11 protein-coding genes and 1 tRNA gene are annotated in these 12,680 nt (G+C 51.0%); 4 read left to right on the forward strand and 8 right to left on the reverse strand.

The genetic code is table 11. From position 1 onward, the window contains the following. Nucleotides 1–74: 74 nt before the first annotated feature. Together KO497_RS18390 and KO497_RS18395 are read right to left on the reverse strand one after the other, a co-directional pair. Nucleotides 75–1,463: a TolC family outer membrane protein gene (locus KO497_RS18390; protein ID WP_252729782.1), complete on the reverse strand. Its 1,389-nt coding sequence runs from the start codon at nucleotides 1,461–1,463 to the stop codon at nucleotides 75–77. A gap of 52 nt (nucleotides 1,464–1,515) precedes the next feature. After that, the gene (locus KO497_RS18395) at nucleotides 1,516–2,169 is read right to left on the reverse strand and encodes a protein-L-isoaspartate O-methyltransferase family protein (protein WP_215945417.1); all 654 of its coding nucleotides are present in this window, start codon (nucleotides 2,167–2,169) and stop codon (nucleotides 1,516–1,518) included. A gap of 138 nt (nucleotides 2,170–2,307) precedes the next feature. Here KO497_RS18395 and KO497_RS18400 point away from each other — a divergent pair. Beyond that, nucleotides 2,308–2,381, forward strand: a tRNA-Cys gene (locus KO497_RS18400). Between the two features lie 347 nt (nucleotides 2,382–2,728). On the opposite strand, the gene KO497_RS18405 is transcribed toward KO497_RS18400, so the two are convergent. Beyond that, entirely contained in the window at nucleotides 2,729–4,063 is a 1,335-nt protein-coding gene (locus KO497_RS18405) for a hypothetical protein (protein ID WP_215945418.1), read from the reverse strand. A 188-nt stretch (nucleotides 4,064–4,251) separates the two neighbouring features. On the opposite strand from KO497_RS18405, the gene KO497_RS18410 reads away from it, so the two are divergent. Then, nucleotides 4,252–4,488 carry a DUF6429 family protein gene (locus tag KO497_RS18410; RefSeq protein ID WP_215945455.1) on the forward strand — a complete coding sequence of 79 codons (237 nt, stop codon included), beginning with the start codon at nucleotides 4,252–4,254 and terminating at the stop codon, nucleotides 4,486–4,488. 199 nt (nucleotides 4,489–4,687) lie between these two features. After that, nucleotides 4,688–5,449, forward strand: a complete 762-nt coding sequence (locus KO497_RS18415; RefSeq protein ID WP_215945419.1) for a hypothetical protein — start codon at nucleotides 4,688–4,690, stop codon at nucleotides 5,447–5,449. 310 nt (nucleotides 5,450–5,759) lie between these two features. Here KO497_RS18415 and KO497_RS18420 read toward each other — a convergent pair whose 3' ends face one another. The 4 genes from KO497_RS18420 to KO497_RS18435 form a co-directional block, all read right to left on the reverse strand. Then, entirely contained in the window at nucleotides 5,760–6,188 is a 429-nt protein-coding gene (locus KO497_RS18420; protein WP_215945420.1) for a hypothetical protein, read from the reverse strand. Then, entirely contained in the window at nucleotides 6,185–6,994 is an 810-nt protein-coding gene (locus tag KO497_RS18425) for a hypothetical protein (protein ID WP_215945421.1), read from the reverse strand. The genes KO497_RS18420 and KO497_RS18425 overlap by 4 nt, the downstream gene beginning before the upstream one ends. A 389-nt stretch (nucleotides 6,995–7,383) precedes the next feature. Beyond that, nucleotides 7,384–10,272, reverse strand: coding sequence for a UvrD-helicase domain-containing protein (locus tag KO497_RS18430; RefSeq protein ID WP_215945422.1), 2,889 nt, complete (start codon nucleotides 10,270–10,272; stop codon nucleotides 7,384–7,386). 96 nt (nucleotides 10,273–10,368) lie between these two features. Further along, complete coding sequence (locus KO497_RS18435) at nucleotides 10,369–10,674, reverse strand: hypothetical protein (protein WP_215945423.1); 306 nt, start codon at nucleotides 10,672–10,674, stop codon at nucleotides 10,369–10,371. Between the two features lie 52 nt (nucleotides 10,675–10,726). Between KO497_RS18435 and KO497_RS18440 the strand changes: the two genes are divergently transcribed. Further along, nucleotides 10,727–11,938, forward strand: a complete 1,212-nt coding sequence (locus tag KO497_RS18440) for a DinB/UmuC family translesion DNA polymerase (RefSeq protein ID WP_215945424.1) — start codon at nucleotides 10,727–10,729, stop codon at nucleotides 11,936–11,938. Between the two features lie 118 nt (nucleotides 11,939–12,056). Here the strand turns inward: KO497_RS18440 and KO497_RS18445 are convergent, their stop codons facing one another. After that, nucleotides 12,057–12,665 carry a TetR/AcrR family transcriptional regulator gene (locus KO497_RS18445; RefSeq protein WP_215945425.1) on the reverse strand — a complete coding sequence of 203 codons (609 nt, stop codon included), beginning with the start codon at nucleotides 12,663–12,665 and terminating at the stop codon, nucleotides 12,057–12,059. Nucleotides 12,666–12,680 lie beyond the last annotated feature (15 nt).

Consider the following 12,680-nt stretch of genomic DNA (forward strand, 5'->3'; position numbering starts at 1 on the left):
GTGCCACACACAACAAATAGAAAATCCGCTCAGACACCCCCAAGCGGATTTCTTTTCAAAACTGTTGTAAAGGCTTACTTGCGGCCCAAAGATTCCAAGACACGATCTAGTTTTGCGCCTTCAGCACTGACATTGCGTGTCGGCGCAGTCTTCACGGCATTGTAATAGGCAGCAGGGTCATACACCGGCACATTCAATTTAAGATGGTCAACAGTCATCAAACCCATCGCATTAAGCAACGTATAGATGCCTGCCTCACGATTGATTCGCGCTTGAATGGCTGACACTTGAGCATCTAGCAAATCTTGTTCTGCTTCCAACACATCCAAAGTTGTAGAAGCACCCAATTCGGCTTCTTCTTTCACGCCTTGATAGGCAACGCGCTGCGCTTGGACGGAGGCTTCTGTCGCTTGAGAAGAGGCATCATATACCGACAGCATAGACCAAGCCGTGCGCACACCCTGTTCGATCTGGCGAGTGGTCGTAAGAAGCGTTGCCCGTGCGGCATCACGATTGGCCATGGCCTCGCGAATCGCAGAAGAGCTATTACCGCCACCATAGATCACACCACTCGCGGTGACGCTGACACTGTCTGTCGTGTTATCCGATGCAAAAGCATCCTCTCCAAAATCACTGCTAAACGCTCGTGAAGCACTGGCCGTAACCGATGGGAACAACCCACGCTCAGCAATTTCCACGGCCAAATCAGAAGCCGCGATCTGGTGCTGCAAGGCTTTGATAGCGGGATGGTTACGCGTCGCGACTCGCACCGCTTCGTCGACAGACTTGGCGGGGTAGCGCACAGCAGGTGGGCTTGACAGATTCGATGGGTAATTGCCAATCGCGACTTTGTACACTTCGCGTGCAGCTGACACTTGGCCTTGGGCCGCTGCAAGAAGGGCGCGAGCCGAGGCCAATTGCGCCTCGACTTGGCTCACCTCTGTGCGGGTGATCTCGCCCACTTCGAAACGATCCTGGGCGGCGCGCAAATTTTGTTGCATCAAGCGCACAGAATTGGCACGCAGATTTGCCTGAGCGTCATTGTAGCGCACATCCATATAGGCTGTAACCGCATCCGACAAAACGTTTTGCTCGATGGATACGAGGCTCGCGCGCGTTGCCAAAACTGTTTCTTTGGCCGCATCGATGTTCAGCTTATTTCGCCCAAACGTATAAAGAGCCATGCTCGAAGAAAACGTGAGTGCTTTGGTCCAAGTGTCGGTAGAGCTGCTGTAGCTTGCAGATGTAGAGTAACTCAGTGTTGGGCGCATCAATGCAACAGCAGCAGCAACACCTTCGTCAGTGGCACGCAGGTTGGCACGGTTTTGTTCCAGCAACCCTGAATTTTTATAGGCGGACGCTAAAGCATCGCCCAAAGTTTCAGCAGACAAGGCCAAAGGGCTCAGAGCTGCCCCAATCACCATAAAACTTGCCGCGAGTGTTCTTTGAATGCCAAGTCTCATGTGCCTGCCTCATCTGTTAAACGGGCGGCCTTTTGACCTGCCCAAATCGATATCAAAGCGCGAATGCGCGATCTGCCTCAAACCCCGGAAGCACCGGAGCTGTTGCGTTAAACGCCAAACGCCAAGTAACGTCACCGTTTAACTTGTATCCTATACGTGCAATTCCAAGAGGTCCGTCTAAGAAAATTGCACAAATGCGCCCACCTTCTTTGACTTGGCCCAAAATTGCAGCAGGAATCGTCTCAACAGCGCCTTGCAACACGACAACATCATAAGGTCCGTGTTGTGGTGCACCGACAGTCAAAGCTGCCACCTCGACCACAACATTGTCAGACCCTGCGTCAGCCAAAGCTGAAATGGCATCTTGAGACAGTGCCTCATCTTCTTCAACAGCGATCACGGCTTGCGCCATACGTGCAATCACAGCCGATGAATATCCAAGGCCTGTGCCGATATCCAAAACCAATTCGTCGCCCTGAATATTAAGCGCATCCAGCATCTTAGCCAAAACACGCGGATCAAGCGCCACACGGCCATTGCCGAGCGACACATGCTCGCCAACATAAGCCGCAGCACGCTGTGCAGTCGGCACAAAATTTTCGCGCGCCACAGTCAACATGGATTCAATGATCGGGAATTTGGTTACATCTGAGGGCCGCACTTGTGTGTCGACCATCATGGTACGCAGTTTTGCAAAATCTGTCATGAGCTGAACTCTTTCGTTCACATAGGAGTCTCTTGCGTTATTGCCATATCACAAGACATACGGCAACATGCGAATATCATACATTTGGCGTCTTGCAGCCCCCGCATCCTTGGTATAAACCCCGCTCAACCACGACGAGGCGAGTTGGCGGAGTGGTTACGCAGCGGATTGCAAATCCGTGTACAGGAGTTCGATTCTCCTACTCGCCTCCAATACTTAGCCGATTTCGGCAAAGTATTCTCAACATGGTTCTCAACATTCTGGATTCGACCCCCATTGGTTCTTCGAACCGCCGACCTCTGCCTTCGGAGGGCAGAGATAGCCCATCTGTTCATGCCATGTTCGCTGCTTGTACAGGGTTTGGTCAGGGTTCGAGGGTATTGAGATACTCTCAATCTTGGTCGGGACAAGAAACCACCACAAGTGATCGTTGAATGTCTCCCTTGTTCACAGTTATTCTGTAACATTAGTGGTAGAGTGGCCTAAAAGCGAAAGGCTGCATTCCGCATTGCTGCGCTTCCTACCACGCGCAGCATTTCAGCTCATCGTACCAGCCAACTTACTTTCGGTATTCTTGTAGACCTAGCTCAGCCCACATCCAGCCAAAATCGTATTCTTCGATTGCCTCATTTTGATGCATAGCGCTGTTGTTCTCCAACTTCTTTAGCCATTCGACCACCTTCACACGACCCTCTTTACTCCGCACTGCTTGGTTAGGTGATTTACCACCTAACGCTGGTATCGGCGCATCAAGCGTTTCGCGATAATGCCGGTCCATGTGCCCCCGAACTATCTGCCGTGCGATCTCTGGGGGAATTTCGTCAGCATCCTCCAAGTCCAATTCATCTTGCTCTTCAGCCATCATTTGTTCGACTGTGCGGATCGTGGTCAGAGGTTGCTTTAAATGCTGGCCCGCCGCCTTCATCACCAAGTGGCGCACTCTATCGGCGCGAGCGGATGAGTTCACATTGATAAGCAGGGATTTACCTTTGAGCTCTATATGACCTAGCACAGTGCGACCGTCTGTCTGTGAATCCAACACTAGACCATCGTTTTCCCTTGGGGCCTTGCTGCCGTGTGGTGCGAGCCAAGTCCAACAACGTGCACCATCGGCGGCAAAGCAATTGACCTCGCTCAAGCAAAGGGAAACTTCTTTCTGCCTAACGCCTGTCTCAAATGGAAATCGTAGATCATGAAACATAATGTCTTCGCCATATGCGTTGGTGAATTCGGGCAATTCCTTCGAAAGCGCCCGTGGTAGGGCCGTAAAGAGCCAAGCGCTGGTGAAGATCGGCGCGCATTTCAAGATCTGGTTAGACGCGAGTGATAGCTTATCGTTTTTATCGACGTTCAACACGGTGGATAAACCATCAAACAAGAGCGCAACGGCCTCTCTAGAAAAAGCCAGAAGCGCACCCGAAATCACATGGACGTCGTTTTCGGCAATGACGCGAACGACAATCCGGTCCCATTGCTTCAATGACTGCGTTGCCGATCCTTCAAGCACCGTGACGGGCTTTGCGTCTCCAACTAGATCCTTAAGAACCATGGACGTTCCGGGCTTAACCTCACTGACTTCGTAAAGGCTGACTGGTGTATCTCGCAGAGCACCGAAATACTCACGATTGGCAGCTGGTTCGTTCCATCCGCGTCGCTTGAGGTAAAGGTCGACAATATTGCCGTCTTCGTACTGGCGGCTCAGAAAATCTTCGAATCCACATCCCCATAACACGCCAGGCCAAGGCTCCCCCAACACTTCGGGTAGGTCATCATAATCAAGGTCAAACTCCTCAAGAGCTGGCATCAAATGCTCTGCCACGACTTCCTGCAAGCGTCCAAACCAAAGATCATCCTGACTGATGAAGGTAAGTAAATCCGAGATGTCATTGCGCACATCAGCTCTCCAACTCTTAGCCGTATTCAGCGCAATTCATAGCCAAATTGCGTACCGGTGTCAGCACCTGGGTGCAGTAGATTTGAAAAAATAATATTTCCAGTCGGCCCAAAGCAGCCCCTGATATCTTGGACCATTTGCTGCATTGAAGCTTGACGAAACCCTCATTTCTGGCGTTCCCTGTGACAATGAAGATCAATGAGGACAGTGTTGACGACGCGGTTCTGGCGCTGCTCTGGCTGACGCTTCACGACGGGCACCGCGCCTGGAAGAGCCATGAATGGGACGTGCTCGGTCGGCTGCACGAAAAGGGACTCATTCTGGATCCGGTCGGCAAAGCAAAGTCAGTGGTGCTTACAAACGACGGCTTGCGCCGGTCAGAAGAACTGTTCAAAGCCCTTTTCACCAATGCGCCAAAGACTTGACTGAATGAATGAATTGCTGTCTCAGGTCAGGAAGGCCCAAAGCAGTCATTAACCGGTGCCATGGATACTGCGATGCAGCTTCTCGAAAGCGGTCGCTTGTCTTAATGTCTTGTGATCTAACCTAATGAATAGGCCGAAGTCGAAGTCATATGAGCAAAGCATCAGGATCATGGGCCGAGGCTCGCGTTAGGAGGACACCGTGGACTGGACCCAACGCAGGGTAAATTCTGAAAAACTTTCTACATGTGAGCGCTGTGGACTAAATACTCAGCTTAGAAAGTCACATGCGATACCTGATGCCTTTTTTCGAGATTTAAAGCGTAGCGGCAAAGGTAAGGTTACCAAAATTCACCAGGACTTCGGCCCCCGCCCCAGCTCTGAAAGCGGATGGTCGTACATTCTATGTGCACAATGTGAAATGCACTTCAATGCATCGTGTGATGAAGCCGCTATCCTGTTTGTTAAGCACACGGTTTCGAAAAGCCAGCTACAAGCCATAGACCACAGTACTCTCGCCCTCTTCATCTGTAGCGTTTTGTGGCGCGCCCAGCTGTCTTCCGCTTCTATGTATGGCGGATATAAAATTACCAAAGCAGACGTCGATCAAATTTCCAGTGCTGCCTTAGGGCGATGTGATCCATTTATGAGTTTTTCGTTTGAGGTCGCGCAACTGCATGACGAAGATGGCAATATCAGTATTAACCAAATAAGGAAGACTATCGCGGCACCTTACAGGACGGAAGTAAAGATAGGTTCCAACCTTCACACGATCCACTATTTTGTCGCTGGAGGAGTCTTTTTTTCAGCACTTTCACCCAAAGTTCCATCTATAGTTTTAGACCATCGTTATCTTGTACAAGGCGCTCGAGATGTTCCCAGAGTCAAAAGGTCACTTTCTTCACTATCAAACTTCAGAAAAATCGAAGCAATTGCCCGCCGCGAGGCAGGGTCTAGCAGTTAAACCCAACAGATGGATCTGCCCTAAACGGATATTGGTCAATGCTCCCCACGCTGCACTACGGCTTGAAGCCCATTGGGCACGCCCCGCCCAGAACGATGGCGGCAGCCGACTCTGATCTGGTCTAGCAGCCGCGCGTTAGTCTCGTCACAGCCTTGCGTGTGGACTGAGGTCTCGATGATGCCGAGGAATTCTTTTGGCCACTCCAAATCCATCGGATCAGCTAAATTGTGGCTTTGGAAGGTACGTTCCTGTAGACGCAGAATGGTTCAAAACATTACCAATTGAAGGCGCTGTCAACTAATGCTGATAATCAATTGTCTAGTCGAGAGAATCTAATTTTCACTTCAGCTTTTTCCACAGCGGATAAGTCGCTTTTAGTTGCTTCGTATACCTCATGAACCAAACCCATTACTTCTTCAAAGGCCTTTCTTTCGCGTCGAATTTTTTTCATAGAAAGCATAGTAAGATATGAGCCTAAGAAATAACCTGCCATAGCCGCAACTAGTCCGAGTGCACCCGCAGGTGAACGAAGAATGTTTTCAAAGGTAAATTCTCCGACGACCGAACTACCAAAATATGTGAATACTATTGCAAGTATGCCTAGGACCCCAAAAGTAACCCCGAATAGAGACAAAAAGAACTGACGTTTTGCTAGTTCTTTTTCTGCTTGAACTTTTTCGGCAAGTTCCAGCAAATCAAGGTAGGCCTTTCGATCCCTCTCACTTAGTATATCCGTCATCTACAAAAACTCCCGAGCAATGTGACGAATTGCGACAAATAGTGATCCCGATCTTCCTTACTTAAACTACTCTCAACAACCTCATTGCCCCAGACAAAGCTGTCTAGCAAAGAGCAGACAGGAGTCGCGTCCCAGCTAAGGTTATCATGGCCTACTGATTCACGAAGACGATTCAGCTTTTCAGCAAACTCTGACCCAAGGTGCGGAGAATAATACCGACGTGCGTCTTCAATATTTCCATAGAACAGGTCAACCTTTGTAACGGCAACAAGAATCCACTTTGGCTTTCTTGATTTTTGTTTCGAAGCCCGAATTAGCCTACAGACCTCTTCAAGTATTTCTAGCTCGGCTTGCAAATTGAGATCTCGCCACTTCGATATAGTGTCGTATCCAAGGCTCATGTTGACCTCCGCAGCGTGCTCGTCGCGAGCCGTCACAAAGCCGTTTCCTGCCACAAAAACCACACCATCAATAGGGTCTTCGGAGTCAAATATTTTGTTATACGTCTCTATCTGAGGGCCACTTTGCTGGCCCGGCGCGACTACAACTGCAAAGCGGCTGCCATTGGCCTTGGCCTTCCCTGCCTCTGCTTTTCGAGATTGCCCAGGCGCCTCATATCCGTCTTTGAAAGCCGCACCCGTCATGTGGTCTAACAAGACCGTTTTACCAATCCCTCCGGGACCGACAAAACCAATCCGGTACTTTGGGCCAAGAATCTTCGTAATCAGCTTTTCCCACGTCGACAGGGCGACCTGTCTATTATTGTATGCCCCCCTCGCGGCGGGAATAATCCACTCGACTGGCATTATTGAAAAATTCTCTTTCCTGAGCTTAAGGATAGGGCTTGGACCCCGTTATTCGTCTCTTTCTACATCGGGGTGGCAATTTTCACCAGAAGAGATATTAATCCTTGCGCAATCGATCAGGCGGATATGCTTAACCACATGAGTGATTGATGGCTTGACGTAGTTCTAACTCTTGTCACTCTTTCGAGTCGCAGTGGGCTCTTCCTGATTTTCTTCGGCGAGCTATTCGGCGAACTAAATGTCCGCTTTTAGCAAGCGTCTTGTTGCGGTCTCTCATGCAGCGAATGGCTGGTTTCCGCCCTGAGTGTCGGTCGACGTGAACGTCCCTTCCGGACGACAGGCGCAGCAAACGGACATCCCTCCGAGCCAAAGGTCAAGTGTCGGTTTTTTCAAACTTTTGCTTTGCCATTGCATCGCGGGAACTTCACGCAGCTCATAAACTTCCCATACCGTCCTCTGCGCTCGACCAACCAGCCATCTGAACAGCTTGGACAGGGCCGATAGATTTCTCCGCAGGAACATGTTGCATCACCTTTGTCAGACTTTCTGGCTGGAAGCCCTGTGTCGCAAACAGCGCAGGCAGGAAGCGTGTTGCCGCAGAGCTCTGTGTGCTCACAGCGAAAAAATGCGCCGCCTTTCTTTTTCGGTACCGAAAATATGCTCCCCTGGCATTCGCCACACGTATGCACTTCCGCATCGCCGCCCACCTCTGAAGTCAGTTCATAGGCGTCGTCATCGATGAGTTCCTTGACGAAGGAAGATTGTCGGGCCGAAGTTCCCATGATTGTCAGGCTTTTTCGCGCGCGTGTCATCGCGACATACATCACGCGCCTTTCTTCGGCATGCTCAAAAGGCTCAGCTTCAGGCGAGACCATTGTCAGCAGTGGATCGTCCACAATTTCTGATGGAAACCCAATGCGTCCGCTGAAGACTTGGAGCAGAACGACGTGATCTGCCTCAAGCCCTTTGGAGGCATGGATCGTTTTGAAGTTGATGTCTAAATCCGGATAGCTTGAGGACAACCTGCGCATACCCTCTGGCGCAGAGTGCCTGTAGCGGCCCAATAAAAGAACGGAACTGCGCTTATTCGCATTTTTGGCTTTTACGTTTAGATCATTGAGCACGGCTTTGAGCTTAACGTCTTCGTCGTGTTTAAATGTCGATACGATAGATATCGCAGGCCCGTCTGAAATTCCTGCTGGGATGACGGTTTTCGCAAGCTGTGTTGGGTTCTGCAGAACGAAATGTCGTGCGGCAAAGGCGATCTTGTCAACTGATCTAAACGTACGTCCGAGGTCGACCGTGCGATGGACATCATTCGCGCCATTGAACTCGCCTCCGAACTCTTGGCCAAAGTTCCGCATCAAATGGATATCGGAACCAGCAAAACGATAGATGGATTGCCAATCATCACCGACTGCGAAAAGGCGTGCATCATGGTGTTGCGAGAGCAGCGCTTTGACGAGACGCGCGCGGCTTCTTGAAATATCTTGGAACTCGTCGACGAGCACATGCTTGTAGGGGCTTTTGAAACGCCCAGTCTCAACGTATTTGGCGGCTCGCAACACCATGTCTTCGAAATCTATACGTGTGTCGAGACTGTCTTCGTAGGCCTGAAATACCGGTGCGAAAACGGCGAGAAATGCGGATGCTCGCTTGCCAAGCTTGGCTTTCTTTGCCTTCACATTACAATCCGCCAACCTGTACCCACCGCTTTTGAAATTGCGCAAGAAGTTGGCAAGGAGTTGTACGAAGCTGTCGATCTGGTTCATCTCGACAACGCGGTCAAAAAGATCTTCTCGAGCGCGAGGTTTTAATTCCTCATACGGTTCGATCTTTTGGGCAAGTACTTCGAGAAGTCTGTTTTCCACACGATCATAGCTGAAGGTTTCCAGTAGAACCGTGTCGTTGTCTTCATGGACTTGGCGTTTCCAAGCCATGCCTTCGAGGTATTCATCCTGATCGACCCACGGTGCCGTCACAAGGGTCATGTTTCCATCACGGCCACGTTGTTTTCTGACCCCAAAATGTTCCAGGTAGACCCCACTTTCAGTCAATCGAAAATCAGGACAATAGTTCTTTTTCGTAGGGTCTGAGGTGGCAAACTCATAGTCAGGTTCGTATTCGTATTCGACGCCATTCTCGTACAGCCAGTTGGCGATCATCAGCTCTTCGAAACTTTTGACTTTTTCACCTTGAAGCGTCCGAAGGTCTTCTTTTTCGAGGTACGTGTAGAAGTCGTGCTTTTGCTTGAAATCCCATTCAGATTTTTCTTCCAAACGAGCGGATTTAAACCAATCTATAATTGCTTTCGATGCCTCAGGAACTGTCTTGGCAATGTGTATGAGGATGTCACGGATGAGCACGAGAAAGGCTTTGTCGTCTGTCGCATGTGCGGCCAAGGCAGGTTTGCCGCCTTCGACCAAGCCGATGATATCGTATGCCAGAGCATGAAATGTTCGCGCTTCAACCGGCTCCCCGCAGCGTTCTTGTATTCTGTCTGACATCTCGGCTGCAGCATCGCGTGCAAAGGCAAGAAGAAGCACTTCTTCTGGTTTGCGAATACCGGACTTGAGGAGGTAACCAGCTTTCGCGGTGATGACACTTGTCTTGCCAGATCCAGCGCCCGCCAAAACCAAAGTTGCGTCCTCGTCGGCCACGATGGAAAGGCGCTGCTCTGGCGTTAGTGGGTTTTGTTCGAAGGTGTCGAAGAAGTCGCCCCAGAGCGCGAGTTGCGCAGTTTCAAATTTCGAAATCGCTGTGTTTCTCACCTTTGCGGGGGTTGCGAAAAAGCTGCGGATTTCACTTATAGTCTCGATACGATCCTGGCCAATAGCTGCAACGTTGAGTTTCGAAAGGATTTCTTTTTCAAGCATCTCCGCTTTTCGCAGAAGTGGCTGAACATAACAGGCAGAAGGGTACCGCGTCGGTGACTTCAGGTCTGCGAGTGCAGAGAGCAGGCTTTTGATATCATCCGCGTGAGCTTCAAGCTGTTGGACGTTAAAGTCGCGCCAGGCTTTTTCGATCTGTGCAGCATCTCGTGCAAGGTTTACTTTGTTTGCACCGCGCACGCGCAATGGCATGGGTAAGGACGCTATGTTCAAAGAAAGCTCGTTTCCCAACCAACTTTCCTGGATTTCAGGCGCTGAGCGTATGTCGGCAAGCGATACCGATTGGTCTTTCGCGGTGATGCGAACATCATCAAATGAAAGCGACGAGACATTGCCGCGCCATTTGTCATAAATGGAGAACAGAAATTGGTTTGAAGATATATGCATTGGCTCAAATCATTTAAAATACACCTCGGCATACCAAGCGAAAAGCGTTGAGGCCAGTAAAAGCCACGAAGTGTTGCTGCCAATCCCTACAGTTGCTCACCGCCCCGCCCACGATTGCATTTGTCCTAATGCCTGACGAGCAGCACAACTTCTGGCATCCTGATCTTCAATTACAACAGCTTTGAGAAACTGCGTCTTCAGCTGAGGGCCTTTTTCTATTTTGGACGCCACAAAGCTCAGAGCATCCTTTAGCTCATCCGTGCGCACATCGATTTCGGTACAGGTATCAGCCGCATTTTCGATCACTTTTAGCGCCGCCTCCAGTTCAGAAACGCGCAGAATTTCTTCTGACCAGCTGCCGCCAAATGCGACATTTTTCAATTGTGTTTTCAAATCAACCATGAGAACAAATATAGAACATTCAGTGGTTTTTGGAAGATACAGGATTTAGGCTATGACCCCGATGCGCTGTCTATATCTGGATATGAACGCTTTTTTTGCCAGCGTTGAGCAACAGGTCGATTCTCGCCTCAGAGGGCGGCCCGTGGCGATCACTGCGCTTGAGACTGGCCCGCACAACAATTGGGCTGGGGCCGTTGTTGCTGCCAGCTATGAGGCCAAAGCGCAGGGCGTCAAAACGATTATGCGCGTTGCCGAGGCACGGCAAATCTGCCCTGACATTGTCTTCCTGCAGGCCCGGCACAAGCTATATGCGCGCGCCAATCAGGCGATTTCAAAGGCCATTGATACCATAGCTGAGGTGGAGCGCGTGCGCTCGATTGATGAATTTCAAATCGCTCTTGGCGGCAAAACCAGCGCCCTCCCCGCCGCGCTGGATTTGGCCCGCGACATTAAGAAGATCATTCGTGAAGACGTGGGCAGTCAGCTGCGCTGTTCGATTGGAATTGGTCCAAATCAATTGCTGGCAAAAATCGCTGGTAAATTGGAAAAACCTGATGGTCTGCAATGGCTCGCGCCTGAGAATATGCCAGAAGCCATTGCGCACCTCAAACTGGACGATTTGCCGGGGATTTCACGCGGCATGAGCGCGCGTTTGGGCAAGGCGCATGTCTGGGGCATTCATGAGCTGTATGCGCTTGATCCACGGCACGCGCGGATGATTTGGCGCTCCGTAGAGGGCGAACGTTTCGTGCGCGGGTTGCAAGGCGAAGACATCCCGTTGATTGAAACCTCGCGCAACACCTATGGCCAATCCAAAGTGCTTGCCCCAAAGTATCGCCCAGCCCCAATGGCCACCCGCGTTGGTCGCTGGCTGGTCGAACGGGCAGCAGCACGCATGCGACGTGACGGCTATTGCGCAGGACGGATCTCCATTCACATCGGCCTGTGGAAACGGCACGGGCATCATTGGCAACAAACGCTCAATCCAAGCCAAGACACGCGTGATTTTCTGGGTATCTTTGATGCCCTCACGGCGCAGTTTGCCGGCAGTCGAACCCAAGCCACATCGATCGGAATTAACCTCACGAACTTGGTGCTGTTAACAGAGCGCAATGGCGAACTTTTTCTGCCGCTTGCGCCGGGGCAAAACAGCAAGCGCGAAACGCTCTCTGCCACCATCGACCGCATCAATCTGCGGTATGGCAAGACCGTGATTAAATACGGTCAGCAGCAAGAGCATTTAGGGTTCTTTGATAGGGGATGACGGCGGTTTGCAGACCTTCGCTGCAAGTGCGCGATTATTGGTTCTCATAGTGCAAAGCCGACATTCCCCCCCCTGCCTGCGCGGTAGCTCTTGCGGCGACTTGCGCCAAACGCGCCCTTTAATGCCGAACCGGAAACCCCTGCGCCAACGCCGCAGCGAACCCATGGAAGAGCGCATCAATTTCTGTGTCTGGACGCCCAGCAACTATCGCACCGAAGAAATTCACCGAAAAAGACACATGCATAACCCCAGCGAACAACAAGTCGATATTAATATCTGGTGAAACTTTGCCGTTATCCTGTAACCGTCCGACACGGATGCGAAAATTTTCATCCGCGAGACCATCTGAATGCACGCGCCCCTTTTCTCGAAACTCGCCATCGATGGCGGCGCGACTGACAATCAGCCGCACGATGTCTTCGTCCTTCAGATCGTCGCGTAGCTTTTCGTGCAGGTAACTGTATATCTCGTCTTCCAAGGTATCCTGCGGCGGATAGGATAACTTCCCCTCTCGGCGGCTCGCAACAAACTGATCTGTCAACGCAGTCAGCAACCCCTCTTTGCCGCCGAAATACCGGCTGATCAGCGATAGGTTCGCTTGGGCCGCTTCCGCAATCTCGCGCAATCCAGCTGCATCGTATCCGCGTCGGGCAAACACAGCCCGGGCCGCGTTGAGAATGCGGGCCTCGGTCGCGGCGCGGTCTTTTACGATGCTGGCTTTTTTCATTGATATCGTCTCCGT

Origin of the sequence: Pacificibacter marinus (genome assembly GCF_018860665.1) — a bacterium.
Taxonomy (GTDB): Bacteria; Pseudomonadota; Alphaproteobacteria; order Rhodobacterales; family Rhodobacteraceae; genus Celeribacter; species Celeribacter marinus_A.

Bases quoted from the DNA above. Each gene is read 5' to 3' on its own strand.
- KO497_RS18435 (WP_215945423.1), bottom strand. From the start codon at position 10,674: ATGGTTGATTTGAAAACACAATTGAAAAATGTCGCATTTGGCGGCAGC.
- KO497_RS18395 (WP_215945417.1), bottom strand. From the start codon at position 2,169: ATGACAGATTTTGCAAAACTGCGTACCATGATGGTCGACACACAAGTG.
- KO497_RS18410 (WP_215945455.1), top strand. From the start codon at position 4,252: ATGAAGATCAATGAGGACAGTGTTGACGACGCGGTTCTGGCGCTGCTC.
- KO497_RS18425 (WP_215945421.1), bottom strand. From the start codon at position 6,994: ATGCCAGTCGAGTGGATTATTCCCGCCGCGAGGGGGGCATACAATAAT.
- KO497_RS18420 (WP_215945420.1), bottom strand. From the start codon at position 6,188: ATGACGGATATACTAAGTGAGAGGGATCGAAAGGCCTACCTTGATTTG.
- KO497_RS18390 (WP_252729782.1), bottom strand. From the start codon at position 1,463: ATGAGACTTGGCATTCAAAGAACACTCGCGGCAAGTTTTATGGTGATT.
- KO497_RS18440 (WP_215945424.1), top strand. From the start codon at position 10,727: ATGACCCCGATGCGCTGTCTATATCTGGATATGAACGCTTTTTTTGCC.
- KO497_RS18430 (WP_215945422.1), bottom strand. From the start codon at position 10,272: ATGCATATATCTTCAAACCAATTTCTGTTCTCCATTTATGACAAATGG.
- KO497_RS18445 (WP_215945425.1), bottom strand. From the start codon at position 12,665: ATGAAAAAAGCCAGCATCGTAAAAGACCGCGCCGCGACCGAGGCCCGC.